At 44.2% G+C, this 22,036-nt stretch carries 22 protein-coding genes; 4 read left to right on the forward strand and 18 right to left on the reverse strand.

The window, feature by feature from the left end; all coding sequences use genetic code 11:
• Nucleotides 1-8 precede the first annotated feature (8 nt).
• Nucleotides 9-161, forward strand: a complete 153-nt coding sequence (locus tag M1J35_RS19990; RefSeq protein WP_254652102.1) for a hypothetical protein — start codon at nucleotides 9-11, stop codon at nucleotides 159-161.
• A 27-nt stretch (nucleotides 162-188) separates the two neighbouring features.
• Entirely contained in the window at nucleotides 189-479 is a 291-nt protein-coding gene (locus M1J35_RS19995; RefSeq protein ID WP_254652103.1) for a 3-isopropylmalate dehydrogenase, read from the forward strand.
• 384 nt (nucleotides 480-863) lie between these two features.
• Here M1J35_RS19995 and M1J35_RS20000 read toward each other — a convergent pair whose 3' ends face one another.
• The 11 genes from M1J35_RS20000 to M1J35_RS20045 form a co-directional block, all read right to left on the reverse strand.
• Complete coding sequence (locus M1J35_RS20000) at nucleotides 864-1,649, reverse strand: HAD-IIA family hydrolase (RefSeq protein WP_254652104.1); 786 nt, start codon at nucleotides 1,647-1,649, stop codon at nucleotides 864-866.
• Nucleotides 1,650-1,766: 117 nt separating this feature from the next.
• Nucleotides 1,767-2,507 carry an MBL fold metallo-hydrolase gene (locus M1J35_RS20005; protein ID WP_254652105.1) on the reverse strand — a complete coding sequence of 247 codons (741 nt, stop codon included), beginning with the start codon at nucleotides 2,505-2,507 and terminating at the stop codon, nucleotides 1,767-1,769.
• Between the two features lie 11 nt (nucleotides 2,508-2,518).
• On the reverse strand, nucleotides 2,519-3,328 hold the full coding sequence (locus M1J35_RS20010; protein ID WP_034756365.1) for a carbohydrate ABC transporter permease: 810 nt from the start codon (nucleotides 3,326-3,328) through the stop codon (nucleotides 2,519-2,521).
• Between the two features lie 14 nt (nucleotides 3,329-3,342).
• Nucleotides 3,343-4,233: a carbohydrate ABC transporter permease gene (locus tag M1J35_RS20015; protein ID WP_254652106.1), complete on the reverse strand. Its 891-nt coding sequence runs from the start codon at nucleotides 4,231-4,233 to the stop codon at nucleotides 3,343-3,345.
• Between the two features lie 82 nt (nucleotides 4,234-4,315).
• Nucleotides 4,316-5,590, reverse strand: coding sequence for an ABC transporter substrate-binding protein (locus M1J35_RS20020; RefSeq protein ID WP_254652107.1), 1,275 nt, complete (start codon nucleotides 5,588-5,590; stop codon nucleotides 4,316-4,318).
• A 250-nt stretch (nucleotides 5,591-5,840) separates the two neighbouring features.
• A complete protein-coding gene (locus M1J35_RS20025; protein ID WP_079533309.1) occupies nucleotides 5,841-6,356 on the reverse strand; it encodes an MgtC/SapB family protein in 516 nt (171 codons plus the stop codon).
• Nucleotides 6,357-6,578: 222 nt separating this feature from the next.
• Nucleotides 6,579-7,052: a toxin-antitoxin system TumE family protein gene (locus tag M1J35_RS20030; RefSeq protein WP_159362543.1), complete on the reverse strand. Its 474-nt coding sequence runs from the start codon at nucleotides 7,050-7,052 to the stop codon at nucleotides 6,579-6,581.
• On the reverse strand, nucleotides 7,033-7,767 hold the full coding sequence (locus M1J35_RS20035; protein WP_254652108.1) for a hypothetical protein: 735 nt from the start codon (nucleotides 7,765-7,767) through the stop codon (nucleotides 7,033-7,035). The genes M1J35_RS20030 and M1J35_RS20035 overlap by 20 nt, the downstream gene beginning before the upstream one ends.
• A gap of 147 nt (nucleotides 7,768-7,914) precedes the next feature.
• Nucleotides 7,915-8,043, reverse strand: coding sequence for a hypothetical protein (locus M1J35_RS22740; RefSeq protein WP_256503923.1), 129 nt, complete (start codon nucleotides 8,041-8,043; stop codon nucleotides 7,915-7,917).
• A 94-nt stretch (nucleotides 8,044-8,137) separates the two neighbouring features.
• The gene (locus M1J35_RS20040; protein WP_254652109.1) at nucleotides 8,138-9,793 is read right to left on the reverse strand and encodes a MutS-related protein; all 1,656 of its coding nucleotides are present in this window, start codon (nucleotides 9,791-9,793) and stop codon (nucleotides 8,138-8,140) included.
• A gap of 756 nt (nucleotides 9,794-10,549) precedes the next feature.
• Nucleotides 10,550-11,029 (reverse strand): Lrp/AsnC family transcriptional regulator, encoded by a 480-nt coding sequence (locus tag M1J35_RS20045; RefSeq protein ID WP_254652110.1) that lies wholly within the window; start codon nucleotides 11,027-11,029, stop codon nucleotides 10,550-10,552.
• A 211-nt stretch (nucleotides 11,030-11,240) separates the two neighbouring features.
• Here M1J35_RS20045 and M1J35_RS20050 point away from each other — a divergent pair, with 211 nt between their 5' ends.
• Nucleotides 11,241-12,167, forward strand: coding sequence for a DMT family transporter (locus M1J35_RS20050; protein ID WP_254652111.1), 927 nt, complete (start codon nucleotides 11,241-11,243; stop codon nucleotides 12,165-12,167).
• Between the two features lie 344 nt (nucleotides 12,168-12,511).
• Here the strand turns inward: M1J35_RS20050 and M1J35_RS20055 are convergent, their stop codons facing one another.
• Nucleotides 12,512-13,225, reverse strand: coding sequence for a GNAT family N-acetyltransferase (locus M1J35_RS20055; protein ID WP_254652112.1), 714 nt, complete (start codon nucleotides 13,223-13,225; stop codon nucleotides 12,512-12,514).
• Nucleotides 13,226-13,238: 13 nt separating this feature from the next.
• Nucleotides 13,239-14,348, reverse strand: coding sequence for a mandelate racemase/muconate lactonizing enzyme family protein (locus M1J35_RS20060; RefSeq protein ID WP_254652113.1), 1,110 nt, complete (start codon nucleotides 14,346-14,348; stop codon nucleotides 13,239-13,241).
• A gap of 86 nt (nucleotides 14,349-14,434) precedes the next feature.
• Here M1J35_RS20060 and M1J35_RS20065 point away from each other — a divergent pair, with 86 nt between their 5' ends.
• On the forward strand, nucleotides 14,435-15,685 hold the full coding sequence (locus M1J35_RS20065) for a transcriptional regulator (protein WP_254652114.1): 1,251 nt from the start codon (nucleotides 14,435-14,437) through the stop codon (nucleotides 15,683-15,685).
• 5 nt (nucleotides 15,686-15,690) lie between these two features.
• On the opposite strand, the gene nhaC is transcribed toward M1J35_RS20065, so the two are convergent.
• The 5 genes from nhaC to M1J35_RS20090 all read right to left on the reverse strand — a co-directional run bounded on the left by nhaC (nucleotide 15,691) and on the right by M1J35_RS20090 (nucleotide 22,020).
• Entirely contained in the window at nucleotides 15,691-17,109 is a 1,419-nt protein-coding gene (nhaC, locus tag M1J35_RS20070; protein ID WP_254652115.1) for a Na+/H+ antiporter NhaC, read from the reverse strand.
• 123 nt (nucleotides 17,110-17,232) lie between these two features.
• Nucleotides 17,233-18,333: an amidohydrolase gene (locus M1J35_RS20075; protein ID WP_254652116.1), complete on the reverse strand. Its 1,101-nt coding sequence runs from the start codon at nucleotides 18,331-18,333 to the stop codon at nucleotides 17,233-17,235.
• A gap of 97 nt (nucleotides 18,334-18,430) precedes the next feature.
• Nucleotides 18,431-18,958 (reverse strand): P-loop nucleotide/nucleoside kinase family protein, encoded by a 528-nt coding sequence (locus M1J35_RS20080; RefSeq protein ID WP_254652117.1) that lies wholly within the window; start codon nucleotides 18,956-18,958, stop codon nucleotides 18,431-18,433.
• A gap of 29 nt (nucleotides 18,959-18,987) precedes the next feature.
• Nucleotides 18,988-19,800, reverse strand: coding sequence for a sugar nucleotide-binding protein (locus M1J35_RS20085; RefSeq protein ID WP_254652118.1), 813 nt, complete (start codon nucleotides 19,798-19,800; stop codon nucleotides 18,988-18,990).
• Between the two features lie 120 nt (nucleotides 19,801-19,920).
• A complete protein-coding gene (locus M1J35_RS20090; RefSeq protein WP_254652119.1) occupies nucleotides 19,921-22,020 on the reverse strand; it encodes a heavy metal translocating P-type ATPase in 2,100 nt (699 codons plus the stop codon).
• Between the last annotated feature and the right edge of the window lie 16 nt (nucleotides 22,021-22,036).

Consider the following 22,036-nt stretch of genomic DNA (forward strand, 5'->3'; position numbering starts at 1 on the left):
AGTTGGAAATGAAAAAGGGCATGATACCGTCCATCATCTTCGGTTTTATTATTTTGTTGTCTATTCTGGCATTGACCTTCTTTATCTTTAATGGAGAATCCTTTATTGAAAGTATTAAAGACGGATTCACGGACGAGGGATCCATATCAGTTCAAGATTAATTTATATTAGTTAAAAGGGAGGATGTAATGACAAATTTCTTCATCATACTTATAGGATTTTTTATTGTAATTTCAAATGTTATTGGATTTATTTCATACAAGAAAAAGAAGAGTCTATATTCTGTTGCCTTTACTATACTTCTTCTAGCAGCTTTATTTGCGTCCATAGGAGGAATATTGGCTCTGTTCATCATTCGAGATCCTTTTGCCATATTTTATGGTCTGCAAGTTGGGTACTATTTACTGATTAATAGTCTGATTGTTTTATTGATTGCAATTGGAGTAAGTGTCGTAAAAAAATACAACATTGAAAATTGAGTCTGTGCAAAACCCATTGAACATTCAGTGCGCAAGATTAATTTCTATTATTTTCCAAAAGACGCAAATACGAACGAAAATGACGCAATAAACAAAAAATCGACGCAATTATCCGGAAAATGACGCATTCCCCAATGAAAATGACGCAATTATTGAGAGTGGGAGGTTCCATCTCTACCATTTCCATTCGATCTTCTTCTGAAATCACTCGAAAAGCAGAGTAAGAAACCGCCCCCCTCCCAAATACGACACTGACTTCCCCTGTTAGGGACACAAAAAGAGGGTGTGGAGCACAAAAAGGGCGTGTGGAGCACAAAAAACCAACGAATTTGACGTTCAAACTCGTTGGTTGCTAGGTGCCCAGCGAAACAGTTTCCCTATTTCTTATATCATCTTTTCCGACAACAACCCCTTAACCGACTCCAACACATAATCCGGCGTCCAAACCGTCCCCCTCAAATCCTCCTCCGTTGTGATCCCGCTCAGCACAAGGGCCGTTCTCATCCCGGCTTCGATCCCCATCCGGATATCGGTCTCCAGGCGATCACCGATCATGACGCATTCTTCCGGCTCCAATTGTAATATTTTCAATGCTGCTTTAATGGTCAGGATGGACGGTTTTCCAACCTGCACATCAATCTTTCTCCCGACCACAGCTTCCACAGCGCCGATCATCCCCGCACAGTCCGGCACATCCCCCATCTCTACCGGACAGGTTCTATCAGGATTGGTCGCAATCATCTTCGCACCGAGCTTGATTGACTGATAGGCAAAATTCAAATGGTCATAATGAAAATCCCGATCCCATGACAGTACGACGATATCCACCTCGGCAGGTGTCATTCCTTCCCTGAATCCCGCAAGTGTCAGCTCATCCTTGATGGGCTGCTCCCCGATCACATACAACGTCGCTTGGGGATGATGTTCCTTTAAATAGTCAATCAGCGTAACCGTCGGATTCAAAATGTTCTCAAGGTTAGCCTGTATATTGAATCCATGCAATTTTTCCACATAGCGCTGACGAGACTCAATGGTCTTATTAGTAAGGAACAACACCTTTTTCCCTTCAGCGAGAAGTGAGTTGATGGTGGTGTCTGCTCCCTCTATCAACTGTTTACCGAGATACACGGTCCCATCCAAGTCGAAAATATACCCCTTTAAATTCTTCATTTGTACCCCCTCCAACAAATAAAAAATTCCTTGAGCATGACGATTTCTCCAATTGAATAATTGGATTTTTCGTCATACCCAAGGAATCTCCTCATCTTTATCCTTGTACCTATTCATTTACAAGTGCTGCGTCATCAAATCTTCGCCGATGATGACCTTTGAAGTCTTGAGCTTCTCCACCTCTTCCTCATACGGTTCGCCGTCGGATAGGTGGACAAGAACAATTTTCCCGATTCTATCCACGTCATACTTTTCAACGATTTCAACAAGACTGCTATGATTACCTGCCACTTTTCTCGCAGACGTTGCTTCATGGATTAACACATCTATATGGTCATACCCACCAATACGTGCGTTGATTTCCGAATCGCTGGAATATACGAGCACCCGTCCGGCACAACGTACTTCAAGCCCGACTGTGGGAACAGAATGTAAGGCCTTAAAGCAGGAAAACGTCATTCCCCCTCCAGACAGAATTTCCGTTTCCCGATTACCATCAAATGTCTCGATTTCAATCGGAAAAGCAATCGGCCATTGATCGGCTTCCATCGTCTGTAGCCATTCCTGAAGCTTCCTCTCATTCCGCACGTCACACAGAATCCTTAAAGGCTTTCTCCGATCCTCAAGCCACATCCCCCATAGCAGGGATGGCAGGCCGTAAATGTGATCAATATGAAAATGGGTGAACACGACTGCATCAAGTTCCTTTAAATCCACCTGCAGCTGCTTCAGTTTCCTGCAAGGATTGCCGCTGACATCGACCAGCACATGATACTCATCATTCGAGAAGCAGATGGAGGTATTGTCGCGTTCCGAGCCGGGATACGCACTCCCCGTTCCTAAAAAGTGAATGTCCATCAGATCCCCTCCTATTTAATTCCTGAGTGCATAAAGCTCGATACGAATTGTTTTTGAAAAAGGAAGAAGGCAATGACCAATGGCATGATGACCATGACCGTACCTGCGGCAACCATCCCCCACTGTGCCCCTGTTTCATAGGATTGTGCAAATAACGCCAGTCCGACGGTCAATGGGCGGGACTCCACGGAATCCGTGATGATCAACGGCCACATGAAGTTGCTCCAATGGTGACTGACCGAGACCAGGGCAAAGGCTATATACGTCGGTTTCGCAGATGGGATATAGACATGCCACAGGGTTTGATACCATTTACATCCGTCCATTCTTGCCGCTTCATCCAGATCAAATGGAACCTGCTTGAACGTCTGGCGCATCAGGAATACCCCGAACGCCGATGCCCAATACGGCATCATGACGGCAAGCTTTGTGTTGACGAGTCCCAGCTGGCTGATGACCTGGTAGTTTGGGAACAGCAGGATTTCAGGCTGAATCATGAGCTGTAGCAGGAACAGGATGAACAAGACATTCTTTCCTGTGAAGTTCACCCGTGCAAACGCATAGGCTGCAAGGGTAACCGTGACGATCTGGACGATCAACACGCCAAATACGATCACGAACGTATTGAAATAGTATTGCAAAAATGGTGCCGTCTCCCACGCCTGGATGTAGTTTTCAAACGTCGGATTGGTGACCCAGAACGGAAAGCCTCCATTAATCACTTGATTCCCCGGAGAGAAAGAAGTGACGACCACCCAAAGCAGGGGGATGAATGAAAGAATCCCTAGAACAATAATGATGCCATAGTTCAATTTTTTCATCGTTGCTTCCCCTCCTAGTAATGGATTTTCCGATCAAGGTATAGATAGTTGAAGGCAGTGATACCGAGCATGATGACGATTAGGATCACGGTCAGCACCGCGGCTTTCCCATGATCCCAGTTCGTAAATGCCGCTTCGTAAATATGGTAGAGTAATAGATTACTGGCATTATCCGGTCCACCTTTGGTCATTATGTACAGGTGGTCGACGTTTTTGAATGAATTCGTGATCGCCACGATCATGACGAACAACGTCGTCGGCATCAACAGTGGGAACGTGATATGCCGGAACATCTGGAACGGTTTCGCCCCTTCCATCTCAGCCGCTTCGTACACGTCACTAGGCAAATTCTGCAATCCTGCCAGATAGAAGATCATAAAGAAACCTGCATCTTTCCAGATGATCATGACAATCATCGCAACCATGACGGTACTCGGGTCCCCCAACCAGCTTGTATCACCGCGGCCGAACGTATGGAGAAAGTTATCAAGCAATCCATACTGAGGCGTGTAGATGAATAGCCAAATATTTGCTACTGCGATGAGCGGTACAATGGTCGGGTAAAAAAAGGACGTACGGAGCAAAGCGCTTCCGGCCATTTTCTTATTCAACCAGATGGCAAGATACATCGCCAGGAACAGACTCGTGGGTACGGTGCCGATCATGAAGAGGATGTTATTCAATATAACCTTCCTGAAAATTTCATCTCCGAAGACTTCCTTATACTGTTCCAATCCGGAAAATTGGAGCCTCGTCATCGGACCGCTGTAGAAGCTTAACTGAATCGACTTGAGCGTCGGATAAAACGTAAACAAGGTTAAAAAGATAAATGAAGGTAACAGCAACCCGTAGGCGAACAGATTATTCCTTGCCCGGGAACTGAATTTTCTATGCTTCGTTGACATCGATCAGTCCCACCTTTCTTGTGAAAGGAGCCCAAGGTCGGCGCTTGAGCTCCACTTCTTTCAATGCTCCACCTGTTGCCCTTTACTGAAATGGCTCCAACACGTCTTCTGCTTTCTTCTGTGCGTTATCCAATCCTTCATCCACAGGGCTTTGACCCGTTAAGATCGATTGAATGTTATCATTGAATATCTTCTGTACTTCACCATTTTGATAGGTGGCGAGTTCACTTTCTGCATATTCCAGCTGCTCACGAGCAACCAGTGCAGGAGGGAATTCTTCTACATACTTCTTCAACACGTCTGTCTCATAAGCCGATTCCGTGGTGGCGACATATCCTGTATCGATGGACCACTGAGCCACACGCTCCGGTTCGGTCAGGAACTTCATGAACTTGACGGCCGCTTCCTTGTTTGCTTTAGGCAGGTCTTTGAACAAGTAGATGTTTCCGCCTCCTGTAGGGGAACCGTACTGCTCATTCGCCGGCAAAAATGACACACCGAAATCAAAGTCCGCATTGTTCTTCACATTCGTCAAGTTCCCCGTCGTATGGTACATCATCGCCGTTTTTCCACTCAGGAAGTCAGAAGGAACCGTCGCCCATTCAATGACACCCTCCGGCATGATTTTATGTTCCTTCCCAAGGGATAGCCAGAAATCCATTGCTTCTTTTGCATATGGGGCATTGAAATATACTTCTTTTCCATCCTGGGACATGATATTCTTTTCTGTCTGAAGAGCCAGCGCCTGGAACATCCAGTACTGATAGCCGGTACTCGGAATTTCAAGACCCCACTGGTCCTTTCCGCCATTCTTCGTCAGCTTCTTCCCGTATTCCACGAGCTGATCCCAGTTTTCAGGTGGAGCTTCCGGATCAAGACCGGCTTCCTTGAATGCATCTTTATTGTAGTAAAGGACGATCGTACTGCGCTGGAACGGCAAGCTGTACACTTTATCACCGATGGAAGAGTTCGCCATGAATCCATCATAGAAATCATCCAGATACTTTTCATCGAACATCGGCGTCAATTCCTCAATCAGGTCATTCTCAAGCAATGTGAAAAGGTCGATGGAGAATAATACGGCAAGCTCAGGTGAATTTCCTGCCTGTGCCGATGCCATTACCTGGGTCATCGTCTCGGCATAACTGCCTCCGTATTTCGCATTCACCTTGATGTCAGGATTCTCTTTCTCGAAATCCGCCACAAACCCATCCACGATCTTCGCTACATCCCCGCCAACCGCTACCGGAAACCAGAAATCAATTTCAGTCGTTTCGCCTCCAGCGGTATCACTGCTGCTGCATCCGGCAAACACAACCATCAACACTAAAACGAATGATAAAAGCCTGATCTTCATGTCATTTCCTCCCCTTTTCTTCATAAAAAAACCCATGAACAATAAACTGCAGCACAAAAATGTGGCATGCATTTTATTGGTCACAGGGATTCTCCGCATCTCTACCCTTAGACTAAAACCTGTCTAATATATATGTCTGATTATTCACAATAATACAACATTAACTAAAAGTTGGCAATTAAATTATTCTTATTTACATATCTTTTACAAAATAAAAAGCGGGAACAGATCATCTGTTCCCACCTTTCATTTAGTCGTCTTTCTCATCGCTTTTCTTCCGCAGCTTAGGCAGACTCATCGCCTTGATCTCCCGTTCTTCAAAGAAGTTACCGATCCTCGTCATGATGAAGGTGACAAGGGTGGCGAAGATGACAATCGAATAAAACCCTGCTCCGATGCCGATTCCGATACCCCCAACGTAAAAAATCATCGCAGCCGACGTGAGCCCTTTCACCCGCAGTCCATCTTTCAGGATCACCCCTGCACCCAAGAACCCGAGCCCCGATACGATCTGGGCAGCGAGACGGAGTGGATCCATCATCTTCCCGCTATCCGGTTCACTCAGCATATCGGCGCCTTCGATTGAAACGATCGTAATCAACGTACATGCCACCGAAACATACGTATAGGTTTTCAAACCGGCCGGCTTGTTCTTCGAAGACCGGTCCCATCCGATGATGAACCCCAACACCGCACTCACCACAATCCGGAAATAGATGTCATGCTGCCAGAAGAAGTCCGTAAATTCATTTATGTAATGCGTCATGATGGCATCCTCCTTAAACAAAAAAGGGCCACTCCCAAAACGAATCTGCCTATTATGAAAAAATCATACTGTTCGCTTTGTGAGTGTCCCTTTATACTTTCCATTATGATTCGTTCGTTAAAATTTTCTTTTTATCGTACACTAATTATTTTATGATCGCAATGGTGTATTTAGTTGGGTGGATGTTCGTGGGAAGAAAAAACCTCTCTAGTTTAGGGGCGATTATATGAATCTATGATTACTGTGGTAAGGGTCTCCACTTATAATATAATCTCTTAAAATAGTAATAACATCCTCTAAAGACTGAACAAAAGTTTCAGTACGCAGAACCTTATTGCCTATTTCATAATGATGGTGATATGGATCAGTACTAATATTGTTATAAGGCGGTTCTGGTTTATGTTGTTTATCAAACGCTGTTAGAAATCGTGATGAAACACCCAACTTGCGTTGACGTTGGGAAATCTCCCAGCCATATCTAAACTCCTTTAAGTCTTCATTTTCAATTTTTTCATTTATAAAAAGGACAGTTTCACCATACACGTCATGATGCAATAAGGGAAGAACAGCCGTTACTCGTTTAGAACCTTTTGCACTAATTTCAAGTACCTCGGGTTTATTAAAATCAAATACATCCGGATTTGATTCGAAGAGTCGTTGAATATGTTGAATCCGATCATTCTGATTGATCTTCATTTGTAAGTTCCTCTAACTCATCTATTATGTCTTTCCAGTCATAATATTTCTCGGGATCTTCTAATTCATCTGGATTCTTAACTTGGGCGTAGACTTCATAGAAGGATTTATTCCCGTGGCTCTTTTCATACGTACGTTTTTCTTCTTCCAACTCTTTGATGATGTCCAACCGGGTACGGTTACGGATCTTAAATGCCTGAAATATGGCTTGTATGCGCGATGACCACAAGCTTTCCTTCCAATAAAATAGTACATGAGCAGGATATCGATTATGTTTATTTGTATCAACCACCTCTAAGCCAAGATTTACATAGCGACTTAGAGTAGCCTTAGAAATTTTCAAGCCATTGCAGATCATATTGGAAGAATAAAGATAGTCATGCTGGTAATCATATTTCAAAGATCCCTTGTCTGAGATAAGTAAGAACAGGGAATCGAGAAAGTATTTCGTGACAGCCAAATTCTCCACAGGATGCATCGCCGTATCCCTCAATGCTTCTGACAGTGACACGAGCAAGTTTTTATATTCATCAAGAGCATTCATTTTCTGTTTAAAAACTGTATCTTCAGTGTGTAGTATTTTCCGTACAAAACGATGATGTTTCATTTCAGTGGCATGCGCTAACATAAGAAACACAAATGCAGGGTCTTTTTCATAATCGATGTTATCCAAAATCAAGGCAGCAGAATTTATTTTACCTTCTTCAATAATCATCACAAACCCCTCCTTCATCTATATTTTACCACAAAATGAAACAAAAAATACTTTTCGTTTCACTCAGCGATAACCTCATTTTTTAGCAATCCTACTATTTAATATAATTTGTGCACTTACTATTATCATTAGTAGACCAATAAACACCTATACACTCAACACATCCATAAAGAAACTAAAAGCAATCGTCCATATCCCCATGACCATAAAGAATATTCCATTCACTTTTCCAAACGCAGCTTCATTCTTGATGCTGCCTTCCACATATCCTGCCATCAATTTGTAGCAACGTTTTTTCCATACCAACAACCCCATCATAATAGTGAGTATTCCTATTGAAATGAATATTATTTGAGCTACAAACATTTAATCATATCCTCGTAATGGAGGTTTTGGGAACCTTCCATTCTCCACTTTCCTCAAACTCATCAGCCAACCGATAAGCTTGTTCTGTCACATCTCTAGGATATTTCATTTGTTCCAGCAGCTTGATGGCATTTTTCGTCTTGGAAGGACCTTTATGTATTTTGTAGTCGAAATAGACGCTGTCTTCCTGAACCGTTTCACGGAAATGATAGTTTTCAAATCCTTCCACCATCGTTGTGAGTTCGATATCGTGTGAAGCAATCATCGTCATGCCCTGGTAATTTTTGAGCCATTCCATAATGGAAGCAGATGCCGCGATGCGCTCAACCGTATTGGTACCCCGAAGAATTTCATCAATGAAAGCGAGACAAGGAACACCGGACTGAACTATATTCATAATCCGCTTCAACGACTTGATCTCTGCTTTGAAGTAACTATCTCCCTCAATGACATTGTCCTGAATCGCCATGGATGAGAGTACGTATCCAGGCTTCATCCTCCAACGGGTGGCAAGCACAGTGTTAATTGTCTGTGCCAGAATAGCATTAATGGCGATAGCCTTCATAAAGGTGGATTTACCAGAGGCATTCGAACCGGTAATCAGCGATAATTTATTCAGCTGGGAACCATTTTTCACGGGATCTTCAATCAAAGGATGAACCATATCTTCAAAGAGCAATTCCTCACTGCCAATAAAGTCAGGAGTGCAATAGTCCCCGATCGTACGTCTGTAAAATGCTACAGCTATACCCGCATCTATTTTTCCAATTGATTTCCACACTGCCTCATATTTATCCCTATGTTCCTTCAGCATCCGGATGATAAAGAAATAGGAAATAAAGTCGAGCAGGAAGATAATCCGTATGTATTCAAATAATCCTTCTAAGTCCCCTGACCCCTTCCCAAGTGAGACAACCCTTTCCAGGATCAGCATCTTCCGGATAGGTTCAACCGATTGGCTAATGCTTTTGGAATAAGGCCTGAAAGAATCATTCTTTATATTTGCCATACGTTTACCGGTCCTGATGATGCCGGCTACATACGAAATTTCATACAAGCTGATATCAAGGTGTCGGCGATTAGTGTAATAGATGACGATATTCAAACAGATAGACATTATGAGTGAAAGCAGACCGTACTTTATTGAGAAAAATATGACGCCGATGCTTGCAATCGGTAATATTCCACAAATAAAATACAACCAGATATTCTTAATATTTGTATACTCTTTATGAAAAAATGCAGAAGAATTTGTATGATTCCGTTTTCCTAATAACTTCAGGTCATATAATAGCCGAGTTCGTAACGGCTTATTATCTTGCATCAGTTTATAAAGTGGTTCATCACGGTCTTGATCCGTGAGTTGGATAGTATGTAATTGTTGATATAAGTACTCCGAACCTACGGAGGTTTGAGTGTAATTGAGCTTTTGAAATACCTCATTCATTGATAAATCGCGCCATGTGATTTCGTCCACACCGTGCCGTTGACCACCGAGATTCTTCCAGAATGTACTGACCGAGTCGACTGGTTCGTCAATTGAGAAGCTCTTCTTCTCCTGCCATTCTTTTTCTATTATTCTTTTAATCCGTCTTTTTTTCATGAGGTCGCTGAGAAATATGATGACGAGTATAGCTGTTATGATGAATATGTATTTCACTGGGTTTCCTCCTTGCAGGCAATTCTTAACAGTTATATTTTACCATATTCATAGATCTAAGTTTTTGAAATTATAAAAAGCTGTTGAGACTATCTCGACAGATTTTTAAATATGAAGCAACTATTGATTTGTTATCTCCAAATACGACTTCCCATTTTCCAGCAAAATTCAATGGAAATATATCGGTCAAGTTTAAACTAAATTTTTCAAAATAAAAAAAGCACTCATCCCAGATTGGGATAATGCTGATGACATCACTAAATTAAGCCCTATGGAATGACAAAGTCGTGAATCGCCAGTGTCTTACAGCACACATTGACATCAGTCTCCAAATGATAAATCATAAAGTAAGATTCTTAACTTCAAAGACCAGAAAAATCATAACGAAAAAATAATCAAACATAAGGCAGTTGGATAAAAGAAAGGATGTTAACCATTCTCAATTACATACGAATTCTTTTACTAGTAACCGGATTTTCTACCATTCTACTGATTCTAGCAGACACAGCTGTTGAATACTCCGTTGGCCAAAGTGAGGGTATTTTACATTATCTAGGCATTGGATACCTTATCCCTTATCTAATTGGTGTTTCGGCTTTCATTTTTTTTATGATTAACCTGGAAAAAGGGTCACGTGCCCTTTATCTGATTCCATCCATCATTGGTCTGCTGATTTTGCTGTTGCTCGGATTCCTATATGTATTATTGCAACTCTACATATATTTAAGTTTCTGAATGTTGGGGGCTAATCCCCACTTAATCCTCCATTATCGGTAGCACCGTCGAATCCTTAATCTCCCTCAACGCCAAACTCGTCTGTATCTTCGTGATCCCCATCTCATTCAACCTTCTGATAAAGATCTCCAGCCCCTTTCGATCCTTGCAGGCGACTTTTAGAAGATAATCATATTCCCCGGTCAAGCAATGACATTCCAGGACTTCCTCCATTGATTCCAATGTCCCTTCCACGGCTTCCAGTTTTTCGGTGCGGTGTTCGTTCGTGCTCATAAACACGAAACATAATAAATCAAACCCCAGTTTTTCGTGATTCAGAATGGCTACCTGCTTCTTGATATACCCTTCTGTTTCCAAACGCTTTATGCGTGCGTGAACGGCCGGTGCCGATAAATTGACCCGTTTTGATAATTCAAGATTGCTTAACTGCCCGTCCTTTTGCAGCAAATCCAAAAGCTTGAGATCCATTTGGTCCAATACCCTGCTTACCACTGATTCCATGATTCAACCACCCTTTTCAATTGTTCCAAAAACCCCTGATAAAACGATGTACAAATGAATTTCTATAACCATTTATTCTATCATACTTTCAATTATTTCGATTAATCCTCATTATACAATATGTTCTTCTGTAAATCTGATTAAATGTTAAAATTATTCTTATAGTAAATGTCATTGTGCACAGTGGCTCTGTGAAAAGGGGCTGAATGACGTGAAATATCATTATCTATTATTATTGACCAGTCTTCTCTGGGGAGGCAATTTCATCGTGGGCAAAACCCTTGTGGAGCATGCATCCCCGGGAACATTGACGATATTAAGATGGGCGATCGCCATTGTCTGCCTGTTTCCAATGGTCTGGTGGAAGGAAAAGAAGCTCGTTCCACCCGTACGATCGATTCTGCCATTATGTTTAATGGGGCTGACAGGGGTAGCCCTTTTTCAGGCACTCCAATTCATGGCCCTTGAGAAGACCTCTGCGACCAACGTTGGCTTGATTTCCACGTTAAATATGTTTTCGATTGCCGGAATTTCGTTTATTTTTCTTAAGGAAAAGATGAATGCCTTTCAACTGTCTTCCATGTTCTTGTCACTCTTTGGCGTGTTGCTTGTCCTGTCCAAAGGAAACCTGGAAATGGTCTTTTCCTTAGAGTTCAATGAAGGGGACCTGTATATGCTGGCTGCGGTGGTGATGTGGGGCTTTTATTCCGTTTGCAGCAAGTGGGCGATGAAGAGTGTCACGCCCATGATGTCGATTGTTTATTCAGGGATTTTCGGACTTCTCATCCTGCTGCCTTTCAACCTTCATGATTTCCACGTGACGAATGTCGATGCTTCGTTCATTCAGTCGATCTTGTATACGGGTGTGATTTCCACGGTTGTCTGCATGGTGCTCTGGAATATCGGGGTGAATAAGCTGGGGCCGAGTACGTCCGGGTTGTTCTTGAACTTCAATCCTGTCTTCACGGCTTTGTTGGCGTTCGTCTTTTTGGGAGAGAAGATGAATGGGCTGCAGGCTGTTGGAAGTACGATTGTTTTGGCGGGTTGTGTGTTATTTTCGTTGTTGAAGACGAAACCTCGGATGTTCAAGGAAGTTCCCTCGAGCATGCTCTCAAATGAGCCTGTGAAGACATCATAAGGAAAATTAAAATGCTTGGAGACAGATGCTCCAAGCATTTTCTTGCGACTTCTATATATCCATAAAACAACACACTTTCATAAGCGGACATATTCCGCTTATTGAGGAATTCTGCACGAAATATCGAGTAATAGACGGAAATATTCCGCCTATATACTCAAAAAGCTTTAAGTTGGGCCATTTATCCTTGCCTTAAACGGAGAAATTCCGCTTATTTCCCCCAAGCCTACCCCTATTTTGCATGATAACCGGAAAAAGTCCGTTTATTAATCAGGGGACACTCAAAATGAAGGATGAATTCATTTGCCTTTCACTCCAAGTCCGCTAATTTAATAGACGGAGGTTTATCCCATTGACTCTCTTCTCACATACAACACCCGATACCCACCATCATCTTCCTCCATCGAAATGCCACGCCACCCTTCATCCAATAACGCCTGCTGTCCCTCGACATCCCCCATCGGAACTCTTGCAATCTCGGAAATTTCTTCTCCTCCGCCATCTCCATCAAGGCGCTTGATGAAAACATAGCGCAATTGATCGACGTACTTGATCTTAAGGGCAGCAATCTCCATTCCCTGCTTGAACTTATCTTTTAAACTGGGAATATTAAAGGGAGCGACGGTGCAAGCCACATAGGTGAACTTTTGTTCCAGCTCCCCCAGCTCCTGCATGATCAAATGAGCCAGTGTTTGCTGGAGGCGGTTGCCTCTGTAATCCGGGTGGACGTTCGAAATTTCCTGGTAGATGACCCGTGGCAGTTCTTCTGCATCCAATCCAACATCCAGCCCCAGATGTTCTTCGTCAATAGGCGGGACCAACAAAGCGCGGAATGCGATTAATCCCGTCTCTGTAAAGGCTCCGATCATCAGCCCGTTTCCGGTTAGAATATAGTCCAATTCCTCATACGTCAAGGGTTGCAGGTTCTTTTTTTCCGTCAACGTATCCACCACAAGTTCCTGCAGCTGCTGTATTTGATTCATATCCTCTTTACTTAACAAACGGACGGTGTATGATTCATTTTTATTTTCAAGAAACCCTTCGAATAGATAATCCATGATTCCATGCTCCTTAGTCTACGATACTCTTAAACTCAGTCAACTCTTCCAAAATAGCTTTATCTACTGTAACACCGAGGCCCGCTTTATCCGATAGTCGGATAAAGGGAACGTCATAATGCAGGTCTCCGATGTCCTTTGAAAACTTAATCGGTCCCGTCAATTCTACACTAGTGATGACCTTTTTGGAAAAAGCCACATGGAATCCCGCTGCTGACGCGATCGATGACTCGACCATCGAACCGACCTGGCATTCCATCCCTGCCATCTCAGCCATGTGGGCAAGTTTCACTGCCGGGTAGATCCCTCCGCTTTTCATCAATTTGATATTCACTTTATCCGCTGCCTGCTTCCCGATGATTTCACGCATGTCACGAACGCCTTTCAGCCCTTCATCGATCATGAGGGGGATATCTGTCTTCGATTTGATCCGGACCATCCCATCCACATCATCTGCCAAAACGGGCTGCTCCAGCCAATCGATGTTCAACTCTTGAAGATGCCGCAGTGCCTTCAGTGTCTGACTGCTGTTCTTCCAGCCCTGATTCACATCGACCCTGATCGGCACGTCCCACCCGACGCGTTCCCTGACCTTCCGTATTCGTTCAATGTCCTGGTCGATATCGGTTCCAACTTTCATTTTAAAGGATTGAAACCCTTTCTCGATCATACTGGCCGCTTCGTCTGCCATCGTATCCGGCTCTGTTATGCTCAGGACATGGGTAATCTGGAATTCTTCGTGATACCGGCCGCCGAGCAGCTGATAGACAGGCTGATTCACTTTTTTCCCCATGGCATCATAGCAGGCGATATCGATGGCTGCCTTGGCTGTCGGGGCATTGTAAATGGCTTGATCCATCTGCTCATGGATTTTTTCAATATGAAATGGATTCTCCCCGATCAGTTTCGGAGCGAGGGTGTGCTGAAGTACTTGAAATGTGCTTTCCCACGTTTCCCCTGTCACATGTTCATCCGCCACCGCTTCACCGTATCCAATGATGCCTTCGTCCGTCTCCATTTCCAAAATGATTGAAGGCATATCCTCATAGGTATGGTAACTGATGATAAAAGGCTGTTTCAGTGGTAATCGAATCGCATACAGATTGATTTTTTTTATGATCATATGTTAAACACTCCTTAAACTAACAAATTTTCTTTCCTCTTGGTATAATGTCGTTATATAGTCGTTAATTTAGAAAGGAGATTGCCATGAAAACGAAAATCGCCCTGATCGGGTCCAGGGAGTTCATCGAACGGGTCGAGAAGTCCATCCCTTATAACTTGAACAGTATCGAACTGGTCCCTTATATTTACGATGAACCTCAGGAAGCAAGCAAGCTTATGAAAAACCTCACACCTTGTGATGCCGTATTGTTTTCCGGAGCACTGCCTTACTTTTTTTCACAACAAGAATGCAGCACACTATCCATCCCGGTCCTTTACCTGGAACAGGATGAAACGGCCCTTGTGACCTCACTGCTTTATATCCTGCACCATCATGGGATTGAACTAGACCGTGTGTCCATCGATTTGATGGATCGTTCTCTCATCGATCACGCCCAGTCAGACCTACACTTCAAGAACCCGCCCCGATATGTAAAGGATTATAAAGAGAGCCTGCCCCACAATTTTCATATCAACGACTATACAGAATTCCACCAGCAGTTATTTCAGGACGGTCAAACAGAGATGGCTTTAACGAGCATCCATGCGGTTTACGACCAGCTTGTCGAGTTGCACATCCCTTGCATGAGAATGATCGACCCTGCCAAATCGCTCATACGTGCCATTGAGAAAGCTCATTCCCAGTCCCTTCTTTCTAAACGAAAAGCAGCCACGATTGCCGCAGCCCGTCTTTCCGTTCAAGATTGTGAAGGGGAACATGAACGTCTTCATGAACTCGCCCGCTTGATGAAGGGAACACTCCAAAAAAATGAGGATGATGCTTCCCACACAATTTACAGTAATAGGGGAAGCATTGAACATTTCCTGGAAAGCACCGACTTCCATGAACATTCCATGCTTGCAGGGTTCGGATATGGTCATACGGCAGCGGAGGCAGAGACAAACGCAGAGATTGCGTTGTCATTTGCCAGAAAGGCTGATTCTAATAGCTGCGCCTTCATTTTAAATGAAGAAAAAGAGTTATCAGGACCTTTTCCTAATAAAAGCAAGAAACAGCATCTGAAGAATGATACTCCCGACATGCTGTCCCTTGCCAAGCAATTAAAATTAAGTCCGGCGAACTTATCCAAAATCGTTCAATTCTACAAATCCCGTTCGGCCCGTGATTTCACGGCGGCAGAGCTATCTGACTACTTACAAATCACACGACGCTCCACAGAACGGATTTTGAAGAAGCTGGTCGACAATGGTTCTGCCAGGATCATTGGAGAAGAAATGACCTATGCACAAGGAAGGCCACGGGCCATTTATGAACTGACCTTCCCCATTTATTGACCGGTTCAGGAGGAAAGTGTGGCATCCTCCTGCTCCATTGCCTTCATTTCGGTTTCGGTCAGTTTGGTAATGCTGAAGCCCGTGAAGGCATAGATGATGGAAATGATCGGCACGATGAAATTCAGCACCGCATATGGCGCATATTCAAATGCATGGACCCCGAGCGTCCCTAAAATAAAGACCCCGCATGTATTCCATGGGATGAAGACTGATGTCAACGTCCCCCCGTCCTCAAGGGCACGGGACAGATTCTTTGAATGCAGCCCTTTTTCTTTATAGGCATTCGCATACATCCGTGAAGGCACCACGACGGAAATATACTGCTCAGAGCATGATGCATTTGTGGCAAAACAAGACACTACAGTGGAAGCAACCAGGCCTTTCGCTGTCTTTGTCACCTTAAGGATCTGGTTGACGATGGCTTGAAGCATACCTGTGTGCTCAAGGATCCCCCCGAAGGTCATGGCGACGATCGTCATGGAGACCGTGTACATCATGGAGTCGAGACCTCCGCGTGAAAACAGATCATCGACCATCGTATTTCCCGTCTCGATCACGTATCCGCTTTGAAGAGCCGAAACAGCATCCGCAAACGAATCGTGCTGAATGAATACCTGGGCTCCAAATCCAAGAATGATCCCCACAATCAGAGCCGGGATGGCCGGAACTTTCCGGGCAACGAGTACAATGACAAGCAGTGGTACAATCAGTAAAAATGGTGACACGACAAAGCTGTCCTGCAGCACCCCGATTGTTTTTTCGATGTCCTCCGTATTGACTCCGCTTTTTCCAAAGTTCCTTCCTAAATACGCATATACAGCCAGGGCAATCACAAAGCCTGGTATCGTTGTGTAAAGCATATGTCGGATATGTACAAAAAGATCTGTGTTGGTCAGACCCGAAGCCAGGTTCGTTGTATCTGACAGGGGCGACATCTTATCACCGAAATAAGCCCCGGAGATAATGGCACCTGCAATCATCGGAGCCGGGATCCCCATACTAATGCCGATTCCCATGCCTGCAACACCGATGGTCCCCATTGTTGACCAGGAACTTCCGATCGCAAGCGACACAACGGCGCAGATGACCGCAATCGATAATAGGAAAAGCGAAGGTGTGATCATCTTCAAACCATAATAGATCATCGTCGCCACGACTCCCCCACCGATCCACGCACCGATCGTCAATCCCACAAGCATGATGATGACGACGGCCGGTAAAGCAAGACGGATCCCCTTATACATCGCTTCCTCTATATCCTTCCATTTGAATCCAGTAAACCATGCGACTAGTGCAGCCGTGACCGTACCGATGATCAGAGGAATGTGCGGCCCCTGCTCCAACACGACGATTGTGATGGCCATTACGGTGATCATGACTAACAATGGTATGATGGCCAGCCAAAACGACATTTCTTTCTTCATCCAAATTCCCCCTTGATACCCCTTTGTTTTTTGACTATTCCTAATTGTCGTTAAATAGTCGCTATATGAGTATCATAAGGGGAGAAGCTGGAGACGTCAATCCGTTTTTGGTACCGTTTACAATCAGGATGATGTCTTTTTTAACGTCTCAGCTAGTATTTTTGCCGCTTGATTCAACGCTGAAACATTAAACGTCATGTCCGGATGATGCAGTCCTGGAGTCAAATCCGCCCCGACCCCGATCATCGCCGCCTTCACTTCCGGATGCTTGATCGTGTAAAAGTGAAAATCATCACTGCCCGAAGTAATGACCGGCGGAGCCAATGCTTCTTCACCCGCGATGGATACAATCGCTTCCCTCGTTATGCTCTCAGCTTCATCCGACACCTCCGCTCCAGGAGTATAGTCAGTCCAATCATACTCAATCGTGACTCCATACAGCTTAGCAATAGCATCGACTCCATCATTCAGACGGCGTTGTATTTCTTCCATCACCTCATTCTTCTGTGCACGCACATCGATGGCAAACTCCGCATTTCCCGGAATGATGTTTAGGTTCTCCCCTCCGGCAGCAAGCTTTGTCAGTTTGGCAGAATACGATTCAAATGGAGACAAATAGATCGTTTTTAAAAAGGAATGAATGGCCATCAACACATCGATGCTATTCTTTCCCTGATGGGGTCTCGCCCCATGGGCATCAACACCCTTAATTTTCCCTTCCATGTAAATGCCTGCCCCGTGATGAACGGAAGGCGAAAAGGACCCATGTTCCAATTCTTCTTGCGGTCGCAAATGAACCCCGAATAAATAACGGACGTCCTCAAGCGCTCCTTTTTCAATCATGGTCAGCGATCCATTCCCCTTCTCCTCTGCAGGCTGAAAAATGAAACGGATCCGCTTATTTTTCGGAGGATCCTGCAGGCAATAAAGAAGTGCTCCGAGAACCATCGACATATTGGCATCATGACCACAGGAATGATTCGCCTTCATCCCCCCGTCCACCTCTTGCCACAGGGCATCGATGTCCGCGCGAACAGCCGTCACTTCATCCCCTTCCCCTATCTCAGCAATCAACCCTGTCACATCAGAAAATCTCCTGTAGCCCACATTCAGTTCATCCAAAATTGCTGCAATCTTATTCGTCGTTTCAACTTCCTTCCAGCTCACTTCCGGATGAGCGTGGAAATGGGTGAACCATTTTAGTATCTGTTTTTCAATGTTCATACTTTTTCTCCTTTCAATCCTTTTCACTATGTATTCTGAGATGGGGAGGGGAAGTCCTGCTTTTGTAGCATAGATCTGCACTGTTACTTACCACCTTTTAATTGTCTATCACTATTTCCCCTTCTCCTTGAGGTATTTCAAATCCATTAAGATATGACGTTAAAAGTTCTTCAGAAATCGGGAAGGAATTTGCATCAAAACGCTGGCTACGTACCTTAAGTCGTTCACGCAAATCACGTTCTTGAACTTTCAAATAAACAAGCATCCATTTACCTCCGGAATCCTCGATCAGCTTTTTATATCGATTCCTTCTCTTACGGTCCCAAAAACTAAAGTCAATCACCACCTGCTGTTTATCGTGGATTAACTTTATTAAACGGTTGCGTAATGTTACTTCTGCCTCTTTTCTATATTCCTCAAACTTTTCCATTGGGAAATCAATCCCCCAGCGACCATTCGTTGTCCATATTTCTTCATCGATTGAAAGGCGGACAAAACCGGATCGCTCCAATATTTGTGAAAAAGTCGTTTTACCGGAACCCGCCACCCCACACATCATGACCACTAATGGGGTTACATCATTTCGTTCACGGTAGATCAGGTCAAAATTAAACGTATCAAACATGTGTAAGCCCCCATTTCAACAGAATCTGCCTAAACTAAATCCCTTATCAATGCTCTATTCGTCTTCACCAAACGACCCGGAATATCCTTTCGAATGCTCTTCAGCCCGAAATGAAATGTCTCCGGTTTATCTTCAAGCAGGCAATCATGAAACTTAACATCCTTATTCGTAAGGTTGCCCACTAGTTCCTCAACGAATTGAGACTGAGCCATCATATCGACCGCACCGAGATGAAAAACTCCTTTAAGGTGATGAAGAATGATGTATTTTAACTGTTTGGCCAATAATTCATCTGTGAGATGATTACACTCCAGATTGCTGTATACATCAATGGAGCCTTCTTCAATCCCACTTTTGATCTGGTCCAGCCTAGGAGAGTTCTTCCCCCATATTTGCGGAATGCGTATTGTAACGGCCCGTTCCTGTAATAATTCATGCAACAAGTTTTCACACTCTATTTTAAACTGCCCATAAGGTGATGCGGCGTTAGGAGCGTCTTCTTCTGTATGATGCTTCGTGAAGTCCCCATCGAACACATTGGCCGTGGAAAAGTAGTAGAGTGTGCTTTCTGTATGTTGCATTTCCTTTGCGAGTTCCCTGTGAAATTCAAGCTGTTGATCGAACTCGCCTCTTAGGCATGAAATGATGCTATCGGGTCTTGTAGTTTTAACAATGTCTTTCATTTGGTCCGTATCGCTGATTTCTAATTGAAATTGTTTTTCTTGAGGGAGATCTACGGGTCTGGTTGCATAGGTTCCGTATACATCGAAGGAGTCTTTGCATTCTTTTACCAGTGCTTTTCCCACTAATCCGCTTGCTCCGAAGATAAGCAGTTTTTTCATTCTGAAATGCCTCCCATCTTGGAATTGTGTTCTCTCTTGTTTATTCTACTAAACAGCTGCAAAAACCCTTTAATACCCAATAAAAAATGAAAGGAGCAGGGATCGTCCCGCTCCTTTCATTTAATTTGACACTTTTGACTTTTCCCCGATCATAACCGTCAAACTAATCAACGTAACCAAAATGGTTGCACCCATATCAGACAGAATGGCAATCCATAGTGTGAGTAGTCCTGGGATGGTCAGGAGCAGTGCAATCAGTTTTAACCCCAATGCCAGGGAAATGTTGATTTTAATGATATTATTAACCCTTTTCGCAATCTTGATGGCAGAAGGAAGTTTTCCGAGGTGATCCTGCATCAGCACGATATCGGCGGTTTCAATGGCGCTGTCGGTTCCTTTGCCCATGGCGATTCCAAGGTCGGCCGTGGCAAGAGCAGGCGCATCGTTGATTCCGTCACCCACCATGGCCACTTTTCCTTTGCTTGTGAGTTCTTTTACTTTCGCGACTTTTTCGTCCGGAAGGAGACCTGCATAGTAATCGGTCAACCCTACTTGCTGTGCCACTTTTTCTGCGGTCTTGTCGTGGTCTCCTGTCAGCATCACGGCTTGTTTGATACCGGCAGAATATAGGTCCTGTATGATTTCCTTACTTTCTTCCCTGATTTCATCCGTGATGCCGAATAATCCAAGAACGTCTGTATCGCTTGAGACAATCACCAGCGTATACCCATTCGCTTTCATCGTTTGGATCTTTTGCTCGACTTCAGACGGAACGGAACATTCGAGGCTTTTCTCGTTTCCGACTCTGTAACTTTTTCCTTCAATCATGGCAGCTACACCTTGACCTGAGATGGTGTTGATGTCTTCAGGTTCCGAGAATGCCTGGTTTGCTGAGTCGTCGCTTATCTTCTTCATAACCGCTTTGGCGATCGGATGTGAAGATGATTTTTCGATTGAACCGGCAATCCGGAAAAAGTTTTCTTGATCGTACACGGCCATTTCTTCTACATAAGGATGGCCTTTGGTCAGCGTACCCGTTTTATCAAATGCAACGGTATCAATTTTCCCAAGCTGTTCTAGGAAGACGCCGCCTTTTACAAGGATTCCGTTTTTTGCATTGCGGGCAATCCCGGACACGATGGCTATCGGAGACGATAGGATCAGTGCACACGGACAGCCGACTATGAGGACGGCCAGCCCTTGATAAAACCATTCTCCCCAGTCCCCATTAAATAGAAGGGGCGGGACGAGTATCACCAATGCGGACACGATCATGATGATCGGTGTATAATACCGGGCAAATCGATTGATGAATTGTTCTGTCGGGGTCTTGGTTTCCTGAGCCTCTTCGACTAAGTGCAGGATTTTCGCAAGGGACGAGTCTTTGTATTCTTTCGAAATCCTTACCTTGAGGACCCCTTCGTTGTTAATGCTTCCGCCGAAGACTTTCTCATCCTTTTCCTTCTCAACCGGCATGGCTTCACCGGTGATGGCCGCTTCATTTACGGAACTCTTACCGGATTCGACGATCCCATCTGACGGGATTTTCTGTCCTGATTTCACAAGGACGAGGTCCCCTGCTTTCAATGAACTGATCGGGACGACCCTTTCCTTGTCCCCTTCGATCAGGATCGCTTCTTTCGGTGCGACCTTCATTAATTCCTCCATGGACTTCCTTGCCTTCTCCATGCCCATTCCTTCAAGCAGTTCGTTGACGCCGAAGAGAATGGCTACAAGTGTCCCTTCTTTCCATTCCCCAATGGAAAAGGCCCCTATCAAGGCAATTGTCATCAGCGTATCGATGTTGAACTTGAATTTCAGCAGATTCTTTGCTCCCTTGATGAAGGTTGGATATCCGCTTGTCGCAGCAGCGGTCAAATACATGATGATCGGGACCAGATTATCCAATTGCGAATCAACATAGATCGCTGAGAAAAAGATGATGGCCGAAATCCCTAGCAGGATCTTCATTGTGCTGCTGTTCGTATGCTCGTGTGAATGATCATGACCATGTTCATCCCCATGCTCCTTCACAAGGGCCGCTCCATCAGCGGAGAGGATTTTCTCCACTTTTTGCATATCAACGCCTTTATTCAGGACTAATTTGCTGCTATTATAAAGAATTCTCGAGCCTTCCCCGTTTTCCAATTTATTGATTTCCTCTTCCATTTCCCTCGCACAATTGCTGCACGAGAGCCCTTGAAGCTTATATTCATCCATCTTGAACTCCCCCATT

Source organism: Rossellomorea sp. KS-H15a (assembly GCF_024195245.1).
Lineage (GTDB): Bacteria > Bacillota > Bacilli > Bacillales > Bacillaceae_B > Rossellomorea > Rossellomorea vietnamensis.